The 20,610-nt window shown below is 49.5% G+C and carries 19 protein-coding genes and 1 tRNA gene; 6 read left to right on the top strand and 14 right to left on the bottom strand.

The window, feature by feature from the left end:
* Positions 1 to 47: 47 nt before the first annotated feature.
* The 8 genes from K365_RS0107545 to eno all read right to left on the bottom strand — a co-directional run bounded on the left by K365_RS0107545 (position 48) and on the right by eno (position 9,060).
* Entirely contained in the window at positions 48 to 1,418 is a 1,371-nt protein-coding gene (locus K365_RS0107545) for a GumC family protein (RefSeq protein ID WP_024334096.1), read from the bottom strand.
* 15 nt (positions 1,419 to 1,433) lie between these two features.
* Positions 1,434 to 2,429, bottom strand: a complete 996-nt coding sequence (locus K365_RS0107540) for a polysaccharide biosynthesis/export family protein (protein ID WP_169432932.1) — start codon at positions 2,427 to 2,429, stop codon at positions 1,434 to 1,436.
* A gap of 70 nt (positions 2,430 to 2,499) precedes the next feature.
* A complete protein-coding gene (locus K365_RS0107535) occupies positions 2,500 to 3,201 on the bottom strand; it encodes a tyrosine-protein kinase family protein (RefSeq protein ID WP_156887695.1) in 702 nt (233 codons plus the stop codon).
* Between the two features lie 207 nt (positions 3,202 to 3,408).
* Positions 3,409 to 4,869 (bottom strand): ExeA family protein, encoded by a 1,461-nt coding sequence (locus K365_RS0107530; RefSeq protein WP_024334093.1) that lies wholly within the window; start codon positions 4,867 to 4,869, stop codon positions 3,409 to 3,411.
* A 28-nt stretch (positions 4,870 to 4,897) separates the two neighbouring features.
* Positions 4,898 to 5,125 carry a helix-turn-helix domain-containing protein gene (locus K365_RS0107525; protein WP_169432931.1) on the bottom strand — a complete coding sequence of 76 codons (228 nt, stop codon included), beginning with the start codon at positions 5,123 to 5,125 and terminating at the stop codon, positions 4,898 to 4,900.
* 392 nt (positions 5,126 to 5,517) lie between these two features.
* The gene (locus tag K365_RS0107520; protein WP_024334091.1) at positions 5,518 to 6,123 is read right to left on the bottom strand and encodes an alpha/beta hydrolase; all 606 of its coding nucleotides are present in this window, start codon (positions 6,121 to 6,123) and stop codon (positions 5,518 to 5,520) included.
* Between the two features lie 19 nt (positions 6,124 to 6,142).
* The gene (pyrG, locus tag K365_RS0107515) at positions 6,143 to 7,783 is read right to left on the bottom strand and encodes a CTP synthase (protein ID WP_024334090.1); all 1,641 of its coding nucleotides are present in this window, start codon (positions 7,781 to 7,783) and stop codon (positions 6,143 to 6,145) included.
* A 5-nt stretch (positions 7,784 to 7,788) separates the two neighbouring features.
* Positions 7,789 to 9,060, bottom strand: a complete 1,272-nt coding sequence (gene eno, locus K365_RS0107510) for a phosphopyruvate hydratase (protein ID WP_006965800.1) — start codon at positions 9,058 to 9,060, stop codon at positions 7,789 to 7,791.
* 291 nt (positions 9,061 to 9,351) lie between these two features.
* On the opposite strand from eno, the gene K365_RS0107505 reads away from it, so the two are divergent.
* The 6 genes from K365_RS0107505 to K365_RS0107480 all read left to right on the top strand — a co-directional run bounded on the left by K365_RS0107505 (position 9,352) and on the right by K365_RS0107480 (position 13,772).
* Positions 9,352 to 10,026 (top strand): adenylate kinase, encoded by a 675-nt coding sequence (locus tag K365_RS0107505; RefSeq protein ID WP_024334089.1) that lies wholly within the window; start codon positions 9,352 to 9,354, stop codon positions 10,024 to 10,026.
* 100 nt (positions 10,027 to 10,126) lie between these two features.
* Complete coding sequence (gene rpsU, locus K365_RS0107500) at positions 10,127 to 10,336, top strand: 30S ribosomal protein S21 (protein WP_085939419.1); 210 nt, start codon at positions 10,127 to 10,129, stop codon at positions 10,334 to 10,336.
* Between the two features lie 66 nt (positions 10,337 to 10,402).
* Positions 10,403 to 11,704, top strand: coding sequence for a bifunctional folylpolyglutamate synthase/dihydrofolate synthase (locus tag K365_RS0107495; RefSeq protein ID WP_024334087.1), 1,302 nt, complete (start codon positions 10,403 to 10,405; stop codon positions 11,702 to 11,704).
* Between the two features lie 32 nt (positions 11,705 to 11,736).
* Positions 11,737 to 11,812: transfer RNA gene (locus tag K365_RS0107490), tRNA-Arg, on the top strand.
* Positions 11,813 to 11,824: 12 nt separating this feature from the next.
* Positions 11,825 to 13,060: a glycosyltransferase family 4 protein gene (locus K365_RS0107485; RefSeq protein WP_024334086.1), complete on the top strand. Its 1,236-nt coding sequence runs from the start codon at positions 11,825 to 11,827 to the stop codon at positions 13,058 to 13,060.
* Complete coding sequence (locus tag K365_RS0107480) at positions 13,047 to 13,772, top strand: class I SAM-dependent methyltransferase (protein WP_024334085.1); 726 nt, start codon at positions 13,047 to 13,049, stop codon at positions 13,770 to 13,772. Before K365_RS0107485 ends, K365_RS0107480 begins: the two co-directional genes overlap by 14 nt.
* 60 nt (positions 13,773 to 13,832) lie before the next feature.
* Here K365_RS0107480 and K365_RS0107475 read toward each other — a convergent pair whose 3' ends face one another.
* The 6 genes from K365_RS0107475 to K365_RS0107450 all read right to left on the bottom strand — a co-directional run bounded on the left by K365_RS0107475 (position 13,833) and on the right by K365_RS0107450 (position 20,609).
* Positions 13,833 to 14,456 (bottom strand): class I SAM-dependent methyltransferase, encoded by a 624-nt coding sequence (locus tag K365_RS0107475; protein WP_024334084.1) that lies wholly within the window; start codon positions 14,454 to 14,456, stop codon positions 13,833 to 13,835.
* On the bottom strand, positions 14,437 to 16,791 hold the full coding sequence (locus K365_RS0107470) for a DNA translocase FtsK (RefSeq protein WP_024334083.1): 2,355 nt from the start codon (positions 16,789 to 16,791) through the stop codon (positions 14,437 to 14,439). Before K365_RS0107470 ends, K365_RS0107475 begins: the two co-directional genes overlap by 20 nt.
* Positions 16,788 to 18,437 (bottom strand): ribonuclease J, encoded by a 1,650-nt coding sequence (locus tag K365_RS0107465; protein WP_024334082.1) that lies wholly within the window; start codon positions 18,435 to 18,437, stop codon positions 16,788 to 16,790. Before K365_RS0107465 ends, K365_RS0107470 begins: the two co-directional genes overlap by 4 nt.
* A gap of 18 nt (positions 18,438 to 18,455) precedes the next feature.
* Complete coding sequence (locus tag K365_RS0107460) at positions 18,456 to 18,788, bottom strand: hypothetical protein (protein WP_024334081.1); 333 nt, start codon at positions 18,786 to 18,788, stop codon at positions 18,456 to 18,458.
* Between the two features lie 225 nt (positions 18,789 to 19,013).
* Complete coding sequence (locus K365_RS0107455; protein WP_029725017.1) at positions 19,014 to 19,910, bottom strand: DMT family transporter; 897 nt, start codon at positions 19,908 to 19,910, stop codon at positions 19,014 to 19,016.
* A 6-nt stretch (positions 19,911 to 19,916) separates the two neighbouring features.
* On the bottom strand, positions 19,917 to 20,609 hold the full coding sequence (locus tag K365_RS0107450) for a DUF554 domain-containing protein (protein WP_024334079.1): 693 nt from the start codon (positions 20,607 to 20,609) through the stop codon (positions 19,917 to 19,919).
* Position 20,610 lies beyond the last annotated feature (1 nt).

Below are 20,610 nucleotides of genomic sequence, written 5' to 3'. Positions count from 1 at the left end.
AGAATCAAACTGGCGAATATCGTTCATTTATAATCTCAAGCCCTTTGCTATTCCGGTATTGAAAATATGTAAACCATACCCGTATTATTTTCAACATCTTCAGGTGATTTAAATGTATGGTCAAAGAATTCCACTAAAAAACCGGCGGCAATTCCCAAGATGATTCCGGCAAGGATTCCCATAAAAATCACTTTGTTTCTATCCGGGAAAACCGGAGCGTCTGACGCTTCAGGCCTTGCCAGAATACTGACGGAAAACAATCTGTTTGTCTGAGTGTTGGAAATTTTTGATTCTTCCAGTCGCTGCGAAAAAGTAGTATAGGAATCTTCCAGAACTGCAATCTGCCGCTCAAGCATTTTTGATTTTGCAGAGGCTTCAAAAAGCCCCATATTTTCCTTCTTAAGCGCTTTGATTTGATTTTCAACAAATGAAATTTTCTGATTAATGTTTTCAAGTTCAGATTTTTCCGCTAAAATAAATTTACTAATTTCCTTTTTGAAAGATCCCAAAGCCTTTTCGATCTGCTTGTCATAATTTTGAATTTTTTTGCTCTCCGGATGAAATATCCTGGCTGTTTCATTTCTTTGTTTGATTATTTCAAGCACCAGATTGGATAATTCCTGTATTTGCGGGTCATTGATATAAGAAAAATAACTGGTCTCACCTGATCGGATATCTGCCTCCATCAGGTCCACCCTGAATTTCTGATCATAATAGGCCTGTTTCAGATCAAACAATTGTCTTTCAAGATTTTTCATATTCAACAGATTACTTTGCATCTCAGAATCTGCAATAGGAGTCTGGGATTCCCTGGTCAATTGATTCAGCTCATTTTCCTTTTGCTGCAATTCATTGGAAAATTTTTCCAGCTGGTCTGCAAAAAACGCTTCTGCTTCTCTGGGTTGAAATATCTGGGAACGGTAATCTAAGTATTTCTCCAGCAATACTTCCAGAATCGTTTTGGCTTTTTGCGGGTTATTCCATGATGTTTGAATCGCAATAGTGTTGGACCGGGGATTGATGCCCGCCTCAATGACGGCGCTGATCTGATTCGCAGCCCGCTGCTGCTTTTTCTCCGGTGTATCCATCAATCCGGATTTAAACTCAAACCCTAAGTTCATCAGCGCCTGGGCCGTCATTTCCGCCACTACATTGGCCTGAATAATTTCAATTTCAGAAAAAAGGTCGGTTTCATTAATTGTACTGATTTCACTTTGAATCCGTTCAATGCTTTCCGGATTTTTCAAGGCGATACCTCCTTTTAAAATCACCGAAGCAGAGGCGCCATAAATAGGTGGATACAACAGGGCAAACAGGATAGCGCCGGCACCTATCGCCAAAGCCACCAAGCCTATGGTAAACTTTCTCGCAAAAAAAATGGTGAAAAAATTTCTTAAGTAGTCATTGGATTTTCTCATCATCCAAATTCCTTTTTATTTATTTGCTTCATCCATCCATTCCAACGTGCCACCTCCGATACCGATTCCCCAGCCATCAAACAAAGCGATATCTGCAATTTGCTGCATCAAATGGGCAAGGCTGGCAATTTTGGTTTTGGGTACAAAGACGATGTCATCTGGTCTCAAAAAGAAAAACGCCTCACTGTCTTTCAGAGCCAATAAATTTTCCAGGTTGATACTTCTGGCAATCAGTTTCTGCTCGTGACGTCTGAAAAGAATGATATTTTCCAGTTTGGCATTTTCTGTAAAACTTCCTGCCAATGTCATTGCCTGGAGCAGACTGATCGGTTTATCTATCTTATAGGTTCCCGGTTTCATTACTTCCCCCAGCATATAAACCACAGAACCAGCCTGTTCATGCAGAAAAAGGTCTGCCTGCATACCAGGCAGAAAGGCTTCATATTTTTCCTGAATGAGCGCATTGACTTGCTTTAAAGTTTTAAACGCAACAAAAAAATCTCCCACCAAAGGAAACGTCGCATATCCGTCCGGTCTCACATTGACCAGTTTACTCAACCCTCGGGGTGCCGTATGAAGATCTTTCCGGATCTGCTCGATCCGGGCATCCATATTGGTGACAGTTACCGATAATTGCGGGTCCAGAAGAATTTTTTCATATTTTTTTTCCAGCAATGCATGGACTTCGTCAAGGGTCAACCCGAGCACATGCACCTGCCCGACATATGGCAGGACAACATCGCCGGTGGGCATAATTTTCTGGGTAATGGTCAGATCCGGTAAATCCGGAAACACCACATGAATTTCATGATACAGATCAATTCGAAATTCCTCAGCCTTCTGTGCCTGAATCTGAAACATGACATCCAGCACATCCCCCGGGGAAATTCGGTAGGTCAGGAAAAGATCCTGGTCAGACGGATAGGTCCCCTGATCAAATGAATACGTGGTCCGGTGATAGGGTTTTTCAAAATCCGGGGGTAATTCCCCTTTTTTTGCACATCCATTCAAAAAAAGGGCCAAAAATATTATTAAACCCCAGCCCAAAATTCGTTTTTTAAAATTTAGTTTTTTCATCATATCATTTTTTTGAAATAACCTTGTAAACGATTGATGGAATATAATACTTGCGCCGGTTGAAAACCACACCAATGGATGTGGGACCCCCGCTTTTCTGGATTTTTTCCTCAGCAAGCTGCAACACCTCCAGCCGGGTTTTTTCACATTCAATGACAATCAGCACCGCATCAAATGCCGGGATATTTCTCAAGGCGACTGAAGAAGTTAAAATTGAACTGCCGTCACAAATCACATAGTCAAAATTTGGTGACAGTTCCGCAATTATCTGTCTGACACAGCTGTCGCTGCCAGGCGGCAAATCCATGTTTCCAATGGTCATAACACTTAAATTTTTGTGCCTGGTGGGCAGTATCACATCATCGATGGAAGCAATTCCGGCACACACGTCCTTGAATCCCGGGTCAGGCGTAATGCCGAACAGCTGGTGCAGCTGGGGATTGGTCAGATTGCCATCCATGATCAGTACATTTTTGTGGGAATAAAAAGTCAGGCCATAGGCCGCGCTAATCGCTGAAATCGTTTTTCCGCTTTGATCTGAACATGAAGACACATATATCAAATTCCCTTTTTTGGTCAGGGTGTTGATATTGGCCTCCACCAGCATGAGTTCCCGAAAATTCGATTCCAGCTGCTTAATTGATTTTGTTGTCAATGAAGGCAGCTGGTCTTCTGAAAACCGGGCCGCGTTTTTTTCCCAGATCAAGTTTGGATTTATAATCGGCTTTTTCGACTCTTTACCCTCAGTTTCTGGTATTGGATCAGACTGCGCCAATTTTTCCCGAAATGACGATTGATGGTCAACCGTTTTGATAAAGCTGTCCTTATAACTGACAGCGGATACCGCCTGTGTCGTTTCAGCTAAAAACTGTTTTCCATAGGAAAATTTTGCGGATTCATCATTCATAAGTGATTATCCATTTTTGTTTCCATAAAACGCGAATAAACTATTGTTCAGCTTAAGTTCATCGTTATCAATGTTTTTTAACACCATTGGCAGTTTATCGGATTTATCAAAAAATTCATAGACAATCGGCCGGATAGAATGATCAGTCAACCGGTCTGATTGTGGAAACTCATTTGAATTGCCAATCAATTTTGAGACGATCACAACCCCGGTGCGTGGACTTTGAACCCAACTGCCCAGCCTCTTTTCAGCATCAGAGTATACGATCGATTTGGTGATCATGCTGCTGGGCTTAAACTCCATTTCCAATGGCTGCATACTGCTCAGTCGGAATTCTCTGATAAAAAACAGTACCATCAATCCGAGAATCACAATCAAAATTATTATTGCGATTGTTTTCCCATCCAGAAAATTGCTTTTTTTTAAATCTTTTTTTGGCGCTTTCTGATGTCGATTTGGTTTTTCTGGTGAGTCTGCAGGCGATGGAAACAAATGTTCCGTTCTATGTAAAACTTTGGTGGGAGTTTCCACAACCGTCTCCTTTTCTGGCAGTTGGACAATACGAGAGGGTTCCCGGGGTATATGTACCGATTTTTTTTGCGAAGCCTGAACCACTGGATCTGAAAGCGAGGATTGACTGGTCGATGCTTCAAAGTCAGCAAACCCGCCTTCTGCAATGGCCGCTTCCACAACCGCCCGATCCACCACATTGATTTTCAGCTTGCAGGCGATAATCAGACTTGCATCACAAATTTTATTTATCAGTCGAGGAAGCCCCATGCTCGTTTGGGTAATCAATTCAACTGAAGAATCCTCAAAAACAGGAGTACCTGACGCACCGGATGCAATCAGCCTGAAATAAATATATTCGGTCACGTCCTCAAGGCTTAAGGGTAACAGCGGGATCACCCTGATTCTTTGTTTGAATGAAGCCAAATTTCGTTTGTCCAGATTTTGGAAAAAATTTTTATGGCCGAACAGATACAGACGTATGGGAAAATGGCCATAATGATTGTATGTGATCAATTTGCCCAGTTCAGAAATGAACGTATAGTCAAAATCCTGAATATCATCAATAATTATGTAGATCTGTTTATGATTATCAGGATCGGATGTTTCAAAATATTCATAAATGAACCGCTGGGACTCCAGTGTTTTGGATGAATCAAACGGGACATCCAGTGTTTTGGCAATTTTTTCAAGAACCATGGAAAAGGAAAAACCTGATGAGGGCACATGTATTCTGGGCTGGATTTTGAATTTTTCCATATACTGGAGCATTTTCAGGCAGAGCAGGGTTTTGCCTGTGCCATATTCGCCGGCCACCATAACCACCTGCTCTTTTTTTTTGATGGCATATACCATATTTTTCCAGGCTCTGGTGTGACCTTTGGACTTATAAAACAGGTGTGGCGATGGAAATGAGGTAAATGGTTCATCCTGCATTAAATAATAGTCTTTATACATAGATCAAACCCTTTGCCCTTTCGGACATTCAAAGGCCGTCATTGGGAAAAACCGACAGATAATCGATTTTCTTTTCGTTGTTTGACAGGCCTTCATTCAAGCCTTTTACAATTTTGCTCTTTGTCACCTGGGTAGGATCCGTCAACATCCGTTCGGTTTGACTGATCACCTTGGTACTGACATTGGCCAGCCGAGAAAGCGCAGTAATTGTAAGTCCAAGCTCAATTCTGATTTTTTTCAAATGATTTTGTTTCACATCTGAATCTCCCATATAACGAAACACTTCCGCCCCCCTTATTCGATCTGGCGGTCAGATCGATTGAATGTAATAAATAAAGATTCATGGCTCCATAACATAACCACTACTCTTAATTAAATCGATTTGTCAAGAACTATATTGATAATAATGCAACTTTTTTCGATAATATGCTAAATTCATAGAAATACAAGAGATTGTTTTGCTTTTGTAAGACTAATATGGAAACTTCCGGAAATTTCCGATTTTAATAAGCCAGGTATCAAAAATTGTCTGGGTGATTATATGAAAGCGTTAAGTCAAGTGAATACCTGACTGCTTATACTTTCATCATTAGCTGTGCCCGGCACGGCATGGGTGTTATAGGAAATCCGTGGTCGGTGCAGGAGGGCTTATGAAAAATAGTGAGAAAGGCTTTGGTGAAGGGAATCCAAGTGTCCTGCGTAAAAATGATCGCACCCCGGAATAACCTCAACCCGCGGCGTAATGCCCCAGCGGTCAAGATGGGCCTGAATTCTGTCCGGCGGGGCGATTTCATCGTTTTGTCCGGTGATGACCAGGCCGGTGGACGGCAATGCCGCGATATCGTCAAAAGACATGAAAGCCACGGGGGGTGAAATCATGATATGGTCAAAAATGTCATAACCGCCGGCCATGACCGATGCATTGACCCGGGAACCAAAAGAGTACCCTGCCAGATAAAGGGCGTCGCATCCCTGGTCTTTGAGAAATTCAAGCGCTGCAATGACATCGGTTTGTTCTCCATGGCCGTTGTCGTACATGCCGGAGCTGCCGCCCGTGCCCCGGAAATTGAACCGCAACGTGGTAAATCCCTGCTGAGCAAAAGCAGACGCGGTCCGGACCACCACGGGGTTAACCATATTCCCCCCATACAATGGATGGGGATGGGTGATCACCACCCCGCGATTACCGGCTCCTTTGCCCAGCAGGGCCTGGAGCCGGATGGTCTGGTTTTTGATGATCACCGCAGTTTCCATGAAAAAATTTCCTCTGGGGTTATTTTTTGGCGTTTTTCAAGGATGCCCGGATAAACGCCTTGAACAAGGGATGGGGATCCATGGGCCTGGACTTGAATTCCGGATGGAACTGGCACCCTAAGTACCAGGGATGATCTGCCAGTTCGACAATTTCCACCAGCTCATGATCCGGCGATGTCCCGGAAATGACCAGGCCGGCTTTTTCCAGACGTTCTTTGTAGGCATTGTTGAATTCATACCGGTGGCGGTGCCGCTCTGAAATATTTTCGTGTTTATAGGCATTAAAGGCAAAGGTATCAGGCACCAGCCGGCAGGGATACGCGCCCAGCCGCATGGTGCCGCCTTTATCCGATGTTTCATCCCGCTTTTCCACCTGGCCGGTCTGCTCGTCAAACCATTCTTTCATCAGATAAATAACCGGGTAAGGCGTATCCGGATCAAACTCCTCGCCATTGGCATCTTCCATGCCGGCCAGATGCCGGGCGATTTCGATCACGGCCATGTGCATGCCCAGACAGATCCCGAAATACGGCACCTTGTTTTCCCGGGCGTATTTTGCGGCCAGGATTTTGCCTTCAATGCCCCTGGAACCGAATCCGCCGGGCACCAGGATCCCGTCACTGGCTGACAGCACTTCCGCCACATTTTTTTCCGTCAATGTGGTGGAATCCACAAACTGAAGATCAACCCGTGCTTCATTGGAAATCCCGCCATGGGTCAGGGCCTCGTTCAGGCTTTTGTAGCTTTCAGTGAGATCCACATATTTGCCCACAATGGCAATCCTGACACTGAACCGGGGATGTTTGAGCTTTTCCACCATCTCCCGCCATTCATCCAGCCGCGGACTTCTGGCCCAGATATTGAGTTTTTTCAGAATCTTGGTGCCCAGGCCTTCCTTGTTATACACCAGCGGCACTTCATAGATGCAGTCCACATCCTTGGCCGTGAACACGGCATCGGATTCCACATTGCAAAACAATGCGATCTTGTCCTTGATATCCTGGGACAGGTAATGCTCGGTTCTGCACAACAGGATATCAGGCTGGATACCGATACTGCGCAGCTCCTTGACACTGTGCTGGGTGGGTTTGGTCTTGACCTCGCAGGCCGTCTTGATATAGGGCACCAGGGTCAGGTGAATGTAGATCACGTTGCCGGGGCCGGCATCTGCCTTGAACTGGCGGATCGCCTCCAGAAAGGGCAGAGATTCAATGTCCCCGATGGTGCCCCCGATCTCCACGATCACCACATCCACATCATTGGATACCAGGCAGATGCTCTGCTTGATCTCATCGGTGATATGGGGGATCACCTGCACGGTGCCGCCCAGGTACTCGCCCCTGCGCTCTTTGGTGATCACCTGGTGGTAAATCTTTCCCGTGGTGAAATTGTTGTTTTTTCCCAGCCGGGCATGGGTGAACCGTTCATAATGCCCCAGATCCAGATCCGTCTCAGTCCCGTCATCCGTGACATAGACTTCCCCGTGCTGAAACGGATTCATGGTGCCGGGGTCCACATTGATGTAAGGATCCAGTTTCTGAATGGTGACCGTGAGCCCCCGGCTTTCCAGCAGCATTCCGATGGCGGCGGAGGCCAGTCCTTTACCTAAAGAGGACAGGACCCCGCCGGTGACAAAAATATATTTGGTATTTTCAGCCATAATAATTATCCAAAAAGATGGGTCATGAAACTGGCCCCGGCTCCCAGTCTTTCTTCGATCCGGATCAGTTGGTTGTATTTGGCTACCCGGTCGCTTCGAGACATGGACCCGGTCTTGATCTGTCCGGCGTTCACACCCACGGCCAGATCCGCAATAAAGGTATCTTCGGTTTCACCGGACCGGTGGGATATCACGGTGGTGTAACCGGAATCCTTGGCCATCTGAATGGTGTCCAGGGTCTCGGTGACCGTGCCGATCTGGTTGAGCTTGATTAAAATGGCATTGCCGATGCCGGATTCAATGCCTTTTTTAAAAATATCCGGGTTGGTGACAAAAATGTCGTCCCCCACAATCTGGATCCGATCCCCCATGCGCTCGGTCATCCGTTCCCAGGCATCCCAGTCCCCTTCTGCCAGGCCATCCTCAATGGAAAACAAGGGATATTTTTCGATCAGGGTTTCATAATAATCCATCAGCTCGTCAGCGGACAGGTCCCTGCCTTCGGACAGAAAATGATATTTGCCGTCTTTGTAGAATTCAGACGCCGCCGCATCCAGACCGATGCCGATATCACTGCCCGGCCGGTATCCTGCCGCCTCGATGGCGGAAATAATATACTCAATGGCCTGTTCATTGGAGCTTAAGTCCGGTGCAAATCCCCCTTCATCACCGACCCCGACACTCAGGCCTTTTTTCTTGAGAATTTTTTTCAGATGATGAAAGGTTTCCGCGCCCATGCGCACCGCTTCCACAAAAGACGGGGCCCCGTAAGGCAGAATCATGAACTCCTGGATATCCAGATTGTTGGCGGCATGGGCCCCGCCGTTGATGATATTCATCATGGGCACGGGCATGATCCGGGCGTTGATCCCGCCCAGATGCTGGTAAAGCGGCAGATCACAGGCCTGGGCCGCAGCCCTGGCCGCAGCCATGGAAACACCTAAAATGGCATTGGCCCCCAGGCGGGATTTGTTTTCCGTGCCGTCGATATCCATCATGGTCCGGTCCAGCCCGGCCTGGTCCATGGCATCATACCCGATGATCTCGGGTGCAATCACCTCGTTGACATTGGCCACGGCATTGAGCACGCCTTTGCCCAAAAACCGGTTATCCATATTGTCTCTGAGCTCCAGTGCCTCCCGGGTGCCGGTGGAGGCCCCGGACGGCACGGCTGCCCTGCCCCTGGCACCACACGCCAGCACCACATCCACTTCCACGGTGGGATTGCCCCTGGAGTCGATGATTTCCCTTGCCCTGACATCAATTAATTCCGTCATGTTTCCCCCTTCCCGAACCTCTATGTTAACTTGCGTTTGTGCATGCATAACAACCGCCTTTTAATACCAATTCCCCATTTGACATTCAAGCACTAATCCAAATAATTTACCGGCCCGGCCTTATGCAGACATTCCATTCATTTTTTCCCTGCACCGTTTGATCCAGCAGCCCCGATTGATACCGGCTTTATCTTGACAAACCCGGACACCTCTTATAAGTAGAAAAGGTTGTTTAAAATGCGAGACATGTTTGTTTGACATGTTTAATTCATGGATAAAAAAGGAGATTTTATGAACATTTTATTTTTCGGACCCAACGGCAGCGGCAAAGGCACCCAGGGTGCCATTCTCAAGGATAAATTCAATATTGCCCACATTGAATCCGGCGGTATTTTCAGAGAAAATATCAAAGGCGGCACCGAGCTGGGCAAAAAAGCCAAAGCCTATATCGACAAAGGCGATCTGGTGCCCGACGAGATCACCATCCCCATGGTGCTGGACCGGCTCAAAAAAGATGACTGCAAAAATGGATGGCTTCTGGACGGCTTTCCCAGAAACAAGGTCCAGGCGGAGAAACTGCATGCATCCCTGGAAGAAGCCGGCATGAAGCTCACCTATGTCATTGAAATGATTTTAGACCGGCAGGTGGCCAAAAACCGGATCATGGGCCGTCGTTTGTGTGAAAACGACAACAACCATCCCAACAATATTTTCATCGATGCCATCAAACCGGACGGAGACAAATGCCGGGTGTGCGGCGGCGCTTTGAGTGCCAGAGATGACGACCAGGACGAGACCGCCATTGACAAACGCCATTCCATTTACTACGACACCGACACCGGCACCCTGGCAGCGGCATATTACTTTAAAAACCTGACCGCCAAGGATGATACCATCAAATATATCACGTTGACCGGTGAAGCCCCGCTCAAAGACGTCACTGACGAGCTGCTTTCCAAACTGTAATCAATCCAAGTTTTACTTGCATTCATTATTGGGGTTTGATATAAAGTCGGGTTATGAATATTTTGCGTATTTAAATCCACCATGAAAGGGGCGATGTTTTTTGAAAGAAATTACTGTCACAGTGATTGACAACGATGTTGAAAAAGCGTTGAGAATTTTGAAGAAAAAAATCCAGAATGATGGACTCTTCAAACGGCTCAAAGTGAAAAAGCATTTTGAAAAACCGTGTCAATACCGAAGACGTAAGATGCGCGAAGCAATGCGTAGACAGCGGATCGCAGCTTCCAAATCCCGCAGAAAACGCAAATAAACCATTTAAACCTGTCCCGGCAGACCGTTGTGATCCAAGGAATGCCGGGATTTTTATGTGCTGACTATGGCGGAAACCTACCAGAAGTGTCTTGAAAAAATCTATCAGCTGGGCCGGTTCGGTATCAAACTGGAGCTGGAAACCATTCAGAATATCCTGGCACGTCTGGGCCATCCTGAAAGAAAATATCCTTGTGTGCATGTGGCCGGTACCAACGGCAAAGGGTCCACGGCCACCTATATAGCCGCCATCTTACAGGCGGCCGGTTTTAAAACCGGTATATATACCTCCCCTCACCTGGTCCGATTCAACGAACGAATCTGCATCAATGGACAGATGATTCCGGATGCGGACGTGGTTGCCGCATACGAAGCTGTGAATGCCGCAGATATCGGTGACAGAAACGCCACATTCTTTGAAATTGCCACTGCCATGGCTTTTTATTATTTTGCCGCACAACAGGTGGACTGGGCCGTGATTGAAACCGGTATGGGGGGGCGATTCGACGCCACCAATATTATCGAACCCGCCGTTGGCGTGATCACCAACCTGTCCATTGAGCACACCCAGTATCTGGGCACAACCATCCAGGCCCTGGCAACGGAAAAAGGCGGAATCATCAAACCCTCTACCCCGCTGGTCACCAGTGTGAGCCAGCCGTCGGGAATCCGCACCCTCAAGCAGATCGCCAAAGAAAAAAATGCGCCGCTGTATCAGTATAAACAGGACTTTTTTGTCCGAAAAACCCCGAACAAAGCAACGGTCACATATCGGGGACTGAATTTTCGCATTCCAGACATCACACCGCCGTTGCCCGGAGACCATCAAAAGGAAAATCTGGGCATGGCCCTGGCCGCGTGTGAGTTGATTTTTGACCGCCACAAAAAAAACGATTCCCGGCACCAGCTGACGTGTGAACTGGTCAAACAGGGACTGGCCGGTACCCGATGGCCCGGACGGCTGGAGGTGATTCAGCAGAACCCGCTGGTCATCCTGGACGGGGCACACAATTTACAAGCAGCCAGGGTGTTGGCCAGATATCTGTCCGCCACCCTGGTAGGCAGAAAACTGACCCTGGTCATCGGTATTCTGGATGACAAACCCTATGAAGCCATGCTCCGGCATCTGCTTCCTGTGGCCCACCGGGTGATCATTACCCGGGCAAAAATCGACCGAAGCCTGCCGACAGCTGTGCTGACGGCGGCAGCCGAAAAAATTTTCAACGGACAAATCCAGGTAATCGAAACGGTATCAGATGCAGTATCTTATGCAATTTCAAACACTTCCAAACAAGATGCCGTGTGTATTGCCGGGTCTTTATACGTTGCCGGAGAGGCCAAGGAAAAATTTGATCTGGATTTTTTTTGACAATCTGTTATATTCACGTTTGTTTTTTCCATGCGCCCGTAGTCCAGTGGATAAGACGTCAGCCTCCGAAGCTGAAAATCGCTGGTTCGATTCCAGCCGGGCGCACCAAACACTTCTTTGATGAACTCTTCACTTAAAATAGCGTTACTGTCTTATCGGAGCAACCCCCATTGCGGCGGCCAAGGGGTGTATATCCGGCACTTGAGCCGGGCATTGTCTGATTTAGGGCATCAGGTGGAGGTCATTGCCGGACCGCCGGATCCCCAGCTCAACGGGCATGCCGGACTGACCATGCTCCGGACCTTAGACCTGTACAACCCAAATGACCTGTTCCGCACTCCCAGTATTTCAGAACTTTCCGACTGGATCAACCTGATGGAATGGCTGGATGTGTGCACCATGGGATATCCGGAACCCTGGACCTTCGGCAAGCGGGTGGTCCGCCATCTCAAAGGCAGAGAATCCCGGTATGACATCATTCATGACAACCAGAGTCTGTCCTATGGCCTGCTGTCTTTGATGAAAAAAGTGCCGGTCACCGCCACCATCCACCACCCCATGACCGTGGATCGCCGGCTGGCGGTGAAAGCCACCCGGTCTTTTTACAAAAAAGTCAAAGCGTTGCGATGGTATTCCTTTATCCACATGCAAAAAAAGGTGGCCCGAAAACTGCCCAGGATTCTGACGGTTTCCGGGGTATCCAAACAGGATATTTCAAAGGAATTTTCCATTCCTGAAAACCGGTTTTCCATCATTCCCAACGGCATTGATACCGCCAGTTTTCATCCTTTGGAAACCGTGAAAAAAATCAACAACCGGATTATTGTCACCAATTCGGCGGACACCCCGCTCAAAGGCTTGTATCATCTGCTTTATGCCGTGAAAAGCATTGTAAAAAAAAGACGGGTTTCCCTGGTGGTCATCGGGTCTCCCAAAAAAAACGGCGGGGTTGAGCGGCTGATCCGGCAGCTGGACCTGGCACCCTATATTGAATTTACCGGGCGTATCAGTCAAACCCGGTTTTGCCTGGAATATGCCAAAGCCACTTTGGCAGTGGTGCCTTCATTGTATGAAGGATTCGGACTGCCGGTGGGAGAAGCCATGGCCTGTCGGATCCCGGTGATCTGCACCACGGGCGGGGCATTACCGGAAGTGGCCGGAGATGCGGCTGAGCTGGTCCCCCCGGGGGACAGTGCGGCCCTGGAAACAGCCATTCTCAAGCTTTTAGATGATCCGGCCCGGCAGGAAATCCTGGCCCAGAAAGGGTATGACCGGGTGATGGCCCATTTCACATGGGAGGCCACGGCCCAAAAAACCGTTCAGGCGTACAGAGACATTATCCATGATTACCATTGATTTTGACCGGCTCAAAATCCGGCCCGGGGACCGGATCCTGGATATGGGGTGCGGCGAAGGCCGGCATATGGTTGAGGCCTGCCGGACGGACAATATCGTGTGTATCGGAGCGGATTTCGGATATGACAACCTGAAGACCACCCGGGAAAAACTGGTATTTCATCAGGCACTGAATGATCTGTCCTGCGCCCGGTTCGATCTGTCGTGTATGGATGTCACCTGCCTGCCGTTCAAACCCGCCTGTATGGATGTGGTGATCTGTTCTGAAGTGCTGGAACATATCCCGGATGATGAGACGGCAATATCGGAACTGGTAAGGGTTCTCAAGCCCGGCCGGATCCTGGCGGTCAGTGTGCCCCGGTTTTATCCGGAAAAAATCTGCTGGCATCTGTCAGATGACTATACGGCCGCAGACATGGGACATGTGAGAATCTACCGCAAAAACGATCTGATAAAAAAAATCTCTGACAATCAGATGACCTTTTTAGGAACCCATTTTGCACACAGTATCCACACCCCTTACTGGTGGCTCAAATGCCTGGTGGGGGTGAACCGCAGTGATGCGTTTCTGGTGAACCTGTATCATCGTCTGCTGGTGTGGGATATGATGAAAAAACCGAAACTGACCCGGTTTCTGGATCGATTGTTCAATCCGATACTGGGAAAAAGCCGGGTGCTCTATTTCAGGAAACAAACATCCCATCGGACATGATCCCCGGCGGCATATACCCCCGGGCGGTACAGGAACAGCCCGGGTCATACTTTTCTCTTATCACACGGGTTTCTGCTGCAACACCCCCAGGGTGTTTGTCATGGGAAGCTCAATATAATCCCCGGTCTGCAGGGCAATGTCATAGACCTGCCTGGGGGCTTGTCCGCCCCGGGCCGGATCCAGAAAAATATCGTGAAAAACCAGAAAACCATTGGCCATGACATGGGGAGACCAGGTCAGAAAATCCTGATACACCGCATCAAAGGAATGCCCCCCGTCAATAAATACCATGGACAAAGGGGTGCGCCACATTTTGCCGGCAACCCCCGAGGGGCAGACCATGGGGACCACATAATCTGCAAGGCCGGCGGCTTTGATGGTTTTTAACAAAAAAGGCAGCGTATTGATCCGTCCCATGGTTTTGTCGAACAGATCCGGATCAAAATATTCCTCACCGGGCTGCTGTTCTTCGGATCCGGTATGGTGATCAATGGAAAAAAGTGTGCTGTGGGTCTGTTTGCAGGCTGATCCGATCACTGCAGCGGAAAGACCGCAATAGGAACCGATCTCCAGAACCGGGCCCATGGGTGCAGCAGCCAGAGCCAGGTCATGAAGCCGCGTTGCTTCTTCATCCGCCATAAATCCTTTGATTGCATGCAGAAAATCAAAATCCATCTTCGTCATAGTTTTTCACCAGGATCTCTCTGGGTTTGGTGCCGATCTGGGGGCCGATAATGCCCTCGTGTTCCATAATTTCAATGAGCCGGGCTGCCCGGTTATATCCAATGCGAAGCCGTCTTTGCACATAAGAAATGGAAGCCTGGCCGGACTGGGTGACCACGGCCACAGCCTCATCATATTTTTCGTCATAATCCGCCTCATCAAATTCTCTTGTTTCCTCCTCATCATCCCCTTTGGTGACATTTTCATCATATTCCGGGGTGCGCTGCTCTTTGAGAAAACCGGTGATTTTGGCAATTTCCTTTTCAGATATATAAGCCCCCTGGATCCGCATGAGTTTTCCGGTCCCGGGCGGGCAGAACAGCATGTCTCCGTTCCCTAGAAGGCTTTCAGCCCCGCCCTGGTCCATAATGATCCGGCCGTCGATCTTGGAAGAGACCTGAAAAGAGATCCGCGTGGGAAAATTGGCCTTGATGGTCCCGGTGAGCACATCCGCGGACGGCCGCTGGGTGGCGATAATAATATGAATGCCTGCGGCCCGGGCCATCTGGGCCAGCCGGGTCAAAGCAAACTCCACATCCTTGGATGCCACCATCATCAGATCCGACAGCTCGTCCACAATCACCACGATATAGGGAAGCGGTTCTGAAACCGGCAGATCGTCGCCGGTCTCGTGTTCCGGATCATCCGCAGACCGGGCGGCCCGGGATCGATTTTTTTCCCGGACCATGTCATTGTACTGGGCCAGGTTCCGCAGCCCGTTTTCCTCCAGCAGTTCATACCGCCGCTCCATCTCTTTCACGGCCCAGAAAAGGGCGTTGGTGGCTTTTTTCATGTCCGTGACCACCGGGGAAATCAAATGGGGAATGTCATTGTAAACCGAGAGCTCGATGCGTTTGGGATCGATCATGATGAACTTGACATCATCCGGGGTCGCCTTGTACAACAAACTGATGATCATGGCGTTGAGGCCCACGCTTTTACCGGTGCCCGTGGCTCCGGCAATGAGCAGATGGGGCATTTTGTCCATCTTGGTGATTACCGGCCGCCCCATGAGATCTTTGCCTAAGCCCAAAGTGAGCATGGAATCCGACTGGATGAAATCCTTGGATGCGACCATTTCCCGCAGGTTCACCATTTCCCGTTCGTCATTGGGAATTTCGATGCCCACCACATCCCGGCCCGGGATGGGGGCCACGATCCGGATGCTCACCGCGCTCAGGGCCAGGGCCAGATCATCGGAAAGTCCGGTGATTTTAGACAGCTTGATCCCCGGCGCAGGCCGGTATTCAAATGTGGTGATCACAGGTCCCGGCAGGATCTCCACCACATCGCCCTTGACATTGAAATCATTGAGTTTGGTTTCCAGGATCCGGGCCTTTTGCTGCAGTTTGTCCGTATCGATTTCCCGCCGGATCTTGACTTTTTCCTCCAGAAAACTGATGGGCGGCAGCTTGAACGCTTCCGGCTGCCGGATATCTGCCAGCACGCGGTCTGATACATATTCGGTGGTATCGACCTGGGGGGCCACAATGGTCGGAGAAAACACATCATCCAGGTCAATGGCATCCTGCTCGTCTTGATCGCGGGCACCTTTTGAATTTGACGTATCCGGGTGCGGCAGATCCGTTTCCAATTGTGAAGAATCGGTTGACGTTTGATTCTGGATCAACGCCCTTGGCATATCAATGGTCATTGAACGGGCCTCACGCGCCATTCGATAGGACTGCCATCCAGATTTCATCTGTTCGATCCCCTGCCCCAGATACCCAAAGAATTGTTTCAATTCCCGGAGCATGACCGCAGCCAGAACTGATGTTTTCTGATACACCATTGTGCCCAGCGTCACCATGGAAATGCCGGTGGCGAAAATAAATCCGATGACGGCAAAAAACACCAGAACAATCATACATCCCAGAGAATTGACATAGGTCAGAAGAAACCCGGCCACGGTACTGCCGACCCATCCGCCGGCCGGCACCAGGGTGCCGGAAAACGCGTACGCATCTTTGAACAGAAAAAAACCGGCCCCGGTACAGATCATCAGAATCATTCCACCCGCCGGGGTCAGCCACATGACCCGGGAGGATTTTTCCTTGATATACCACAGGGTGATCAACGACAGAATCACGGGAATCCAGAACGCCCCCACTCCGAACAGAAAAACAAAAAATCCGGCCACATGGGCGCCCACCAGGCCAAACAGATTGTGAATCCCGGCAGGCACGATCAAAGGATCATTGCCGATTGCCGGATCCTGGGCATGAAAGGAAAACAGGCTGACTGCAAAAAAAATGATCAAAAACAGCAGCAGCAGTGAAATCAGTTCTTTTTTCATACTTCAATAATGACAGGTACAATAAGGGGCTTGCGGTTGATGGTATAGGAAAAATACTGTTTCAGCGCCTTTTTGAGACGGGCGCGGATCAGTTCCACCCGGGAATCCATTCCGGCTTCGATTTCTTCCACAATCTCCAGAATCACGCACTGGGCATCATCCACCAGATGACCCGTGGCGGAATCAAACACAAACCCTTTGGAAATCAGTTCCGGGCCGTACAGCACCACCCCGGTTTCCTCGTCGATGATCATGGTCACCACCACCAGCCCGCCTTCGGACAACTCCCGCCGTTCCTTGAGAACGCTCCGGCCCACATCGCCGATGCCTTTGCCGTCCACCATGATCCGGCCGGTGTGCACCTGGCCGTCGATCCGGCCGCCTTTGTGGTCAAACACGATCACCTGTCCGTCTTCCGCCACCAGCACATGCTCTCTGGGAATTCCCATTTTTTCCGCCAGCCGGGCATGGATCACCAGATGCCGGTATTCACCGTGGATGGGAATGAAATAGCCGGGTTTGGTCAAGGTCAGCATAAGCTTGAGTTCTTCCTGGTGAGCATGACCGGACGCATGAATGTCCGCGGATTTGGAATAAAATACATCCGCGCCCCGGCGATACAGTTTGTTGATGATATTGGCAATGGCTTTTTCATTGCCGGGAATATGCTTGGAGGACAGGATCACATTGTCCCCTTTTTTAATGCGGATGTGTTTGTGCACGCCCGATGCCATTCGTACCAGCGCGGACATGGGTTCTCCCTGGCTGCCGGTGGTGATGATCAGCACCTTGTCATCGGGCAGATTCTTGATCTGTTTGATGTCCATAATCGTATCCGCCGGACAGGATATATGGCCCAGTTTGACCGCCACGGCAACGATCTGCTCCATGGACCGGCCGTTGAACACCACTTTCCGCCCGTTTTTCACGGCAATATCGATCACCTGCTGGATCCGGAACACATTGGAGGCAAACAAGGTCACAATCACCCGGCCCCTTGCCGCAAAAATCACTTTTCCCAGATTCTTGGCCACCTCCTGCTCCGACATGGTGTACCCTTCCACCTCCACATTGGTGGAGTCGGAAAGCAACGCCAGAACTCCTTTTTCCCCGTATCGGGCAAAGGATGACAGGTCCGTGTTTTTCAAGGGGTCTGTGTTATGACTGATCCGAAAATCCCCGGTATGAATCACCACCCCTTCCGGGGTCTGGATGGCCAGGCCCACGCCTTCGATGGTGGAATGACTCACCCGGATAAACTCGATTTCAAACGGGTCCATGGACAGGGTCTCGCCCGGATTGACCACGTTGAGATCCACCCGGGTGTTGAGCTCAAATTCCACCAGTTTGTTTCTGACAATTTCCAGGGTAAAGGCCGTGCCATAGACCGGAATCCGGATTTCCTTCAACAGATAGGGCAACGCCCCGATATGGTCTTCATGGGCATGGGTGATGATGATACCGTGAATTTTGCTGCGATTTTCCCGGATATAATCCATGGCCGGGATCACGATATCCACTCCCAGCATGTAATCTTCCGGAAACATAAGGCCCGCATCGATGATGAACATGGCATCGTCATATTCCACCACCATCATGTTCAGGCCGATTTCTCCCAGCCCGCCCAATGGTATTAATTTAAGCATGTGACTTCCAATATATTTTTAAATGCGAATGTCCAGCTTTTCAAGAATGGCATCGGTCTGATCAATCAACCAGTTCCGTTGATCTCTTGTGGCATAGGCCATGCAGTCGCATCGGATCTGTTTTTGGGTTCTGACCAGCAGTTCACAGGCCAGTGAGCTCTGCTCCAGTTTCAGGGCAAACACATGGGGCGCACAATCCCTGTGATCTGCCTGAACAGGTGTGAGCACTTCTTTTTCCAGGGGCAGCCAGTAGATTCCCACAATCCCGGCCACCCGGGTGTATTCATCCAGGTATTCCTTTAACCGGTCATAATCCTGGGGCCGCAACCCGTCTATAACATATTGTTTCATAACAGTGTTAAATACCACAGATGTATCAATCGTTGCAACGGGTTTATCAGATCATCCTTGCAGGAGGAACCGCTTCGGTAGAGTGCCGCCCCTGTCGGGGTGCCTTGCTGCCGGACAGGAATCCACAGAGTGGCTCCGACAGTCCGGCAGCAAGGCACCCCGCCAGGGGCTCCGCTATGCCAAATGGACCTATGCATGAAATGTGACCTTTGTTTACCCCTGCCATCATCGACTAGTGCCGGGCGGTGCCGGCCGGTGCAATGCCAGAAAATTGCCGCCCACCACCAGGATGAGCCCGGCGATGGCGGAAAAACTCCAGACATAGCCTTCAACAAAAGAAGAGATGATCAGCGCCACCACCGGAACCACCATGATGCTGTAAGAGGCCTTGTCCGCCCCCAGAGAACGGATCAGGGTCAGATAACTGGTAAAAGCGATAATGGAACCAAACACCGCCAGGTAAAACAGGGAACTCACATAAGGCAGGGTCATGGAAAAATCAAAGGATTTGCCAAGGCTGATGGCCAGAATCGCCAGGGCCAGGGCGCCATACCCCATGCCAAAGGCATTGGCCTGAATCACCGGGATATCAGCTCTGGAATTTCGGGCGGATGTGATGTTTCCCAAAGACGCCAGCAGCACGCTGGAAAATCCAAAAGCGATCCCCAGCAGATTTTTGTCCGTCAGGTCAAAGGATTCAATCTCATGCATGAAAATCAGACCGATCCCTACAATCCCGACGGCAGCCCCCACCACCATTTTCCGTTCCACCGGGGCCCCGAGAAACAATGCCCCATTGGCAATGTTCAGAAACACAATCGAAGAAAACAGCACCGCCACCAGGCCTGAGGTGAGATACACTTCCGCCACATACACCAGCCAGTAGTTCACGGAAAATAAAAGCAGGCCCAGCAATGCCATAAAACCATGGTCTTTGAATGAAAACTTCAAAGACAGCCCCCGCAACTTGCAGAACACCAGCAGAATCACCGAGGACAAAGCAAACCGGTACACCACCGACACCATGGGGTCCACGGTCCCCAGCTGGAATTTAATGCCGATCCAGGTGGAACCCCAGATGATAATGGTCAACACATAAAGCAGGCTGTCTTTCATGGACATGGGTGATTACGCCACTCCCGGCAATCCCTGGATCACAAACCAGATCAATGGAATAAAAATAGCGGGAAGCATGTTCCCCACCTTGATTTTTTTTTCTCTGAGCATGTTCATACCGATCCCCAGAATCAAAAGCCCGCCCACCCCGGACATCTGGGCGATCACCGCCGGCACCAGCAAGGGTTTGAGCACTGTGGCCAGCAAAGTAATGGATCCCTGGTAAAGCAGCACCGGCACCGCGGAAAACAGCACCCCCATGCCCAGAGACGAGCTTAAGATGATGCTCACAATCCCGTCCAGGCAGGATTTGGCAAACAAGGTGGCATGGTTGCCGGACAACCCGCTTTCCAGAGATCCGACAATGGCCATGGAACCCACACAATAGATCAAAGAAGCGGTGACAAATCCCTGGGCAAATCCGCCGCTGCCTTTTGTGAATTTTTTTTCCAGCAATTTTCCCAGCCGTTCCAGCCGGTTTTCGATGCCGATCCATTCCCCCACAAGGCCACCGATGGCCAGCGAAATAATGATCACCAGGAGATCATCACTGACAATGGCGGTTTTCAGGCCCACCAAAAGCACGGCCAGGCCCACGGCCTGCATCACGGTCTGGTTGTAGCGGTCCGGAATGCCGTTTTTAAACAACAGCCCCACCAGGCCACCCGCAATAATGGCCACACAGTTGACAATGGTTCCCAGCATG

Origin of the sequence: Desulfotignum balticum DSM 7044 (genome assembly GCF_000421285.1) — a bacterium.
GTDB classification, from domain to species: domain Bacteria; phylum Desulfobacterota; class Desulfobacteria; order Desulfobacterales; family Desulfobacteraceae; genus Desulfotignum; species Desulfotignum balticum.
The sequence above is the reverse complement of the archived record's forward strand: the minus strand, read 5'-3'. Positions and strand labels throughout refer to the sequence as shown.

Excerpts from the sequence above, each read along its gene's own strand:
- K365_RS0107455 (WP_029725017.1), bottom strand. The coding sequence starts at position 19,910 with ATGTCCATGAAAGACAGCCTGCTTTATGTGTTGACCATTATCATCTGG.
- K365_RS0107475 (WP_024334084.1), bottom strand. The coding sequence starts at position 14,456 with ATGACGAAGATGGATTTTGATTTTCTGCATGCAATCAAAGGATTTATG.
- K365_RS0107545 (WP_024334096.1), bottom strand. The coding sequence starts at position 1,418 with ATGAGAAAATCCAATGACTACTTAAGAAATTTTTTCACCATTTTTTTT.
- K365_RS0107520 (WP_024334091.1), bottom strand. The coding sequence starts at position 6,123 with ATGGAAACTGCGGTGATCATCAAAAACCAGACCATCCGGCTCCAGGCC.
- K365_RS0107460 (WP_024334081.1), bottom strand. The coding sequence starts at position 18,788 with ATGAAACAATATGTTATAGACGGGTTGCGGCCCCAGGATTATGACCGG.
- K365_RS0107465 (WP_024334082.1), bottom strand. The coding sequence starts at position 18,437 with ATGCTTAAATTAATACCATTGGGCGGGCTGGGAGAAATCGGCCTGAAC.
- K365_RS0107485 (WP_024334086.1), top strand. The coding sequence starts at position 11,825 with ATGAACTCTTCACTTAAAATAGCGTTACTGTCTTATCGGAGCAACCCC.
- K365_RS0107505 (WP_024334089.1), top strand. The coding sequence starts at position 9,352 with ATGAACATTTTATTTTTCGGACCCAACGGCAGCGGCAAAGGCACCCAG.
- K365_RS0107495 (WP_024334087.1), top strand. The coding sequence starts at position 10,403 with ATGGCGGAAACCTACCAGAAGTGTCTTGAAAAAATCTATCAGCTGGGC.
- pyrG (WP_024334090.1), bottom strand. The coding sequence starts at position 7,783 with ATGGCTGAAAATACCAAATATATTTTTGTCACCGGCGGGGTCCTGTCC.
- eno (WP_006965800.1), bottom strand. The coding sequence starts at position 9,060 with ATGACGGAATTAATTGATGTCAGGGCAAGGGAAATCATCGACTCCAGG.
- K365_RS0107470 (WP_024334083.1), bottom strand. The coding sequence starts at position 16,791 with ATGAAAAAAGAACTGATTTCACTGCTGCTGCTGTTTTTGATCATTTTT.
- K365_RS0107450 (WP_024334079.1), bottom strand. The coding sequence starts at position 20,609 with ATGCTGGGAACCATTGTCAACTGTGTGGCCATTATTGCGGGTGGCCTG.
- K365_RS0107480 (WP_024334085.1), top strand. The coding sequence starts at position 13,047 with ATGATTACCATTGATTTTGACCGGCTCAAAATCCGGCCCGGGGACCGG.
- K365_RS0107530 (WP_024334093.1), bottom strand. The coding sequence starts at position 4,869 with ATGTATAAAGACTATTATTTAATGCAGGATGAACCATTTACCTCATTT.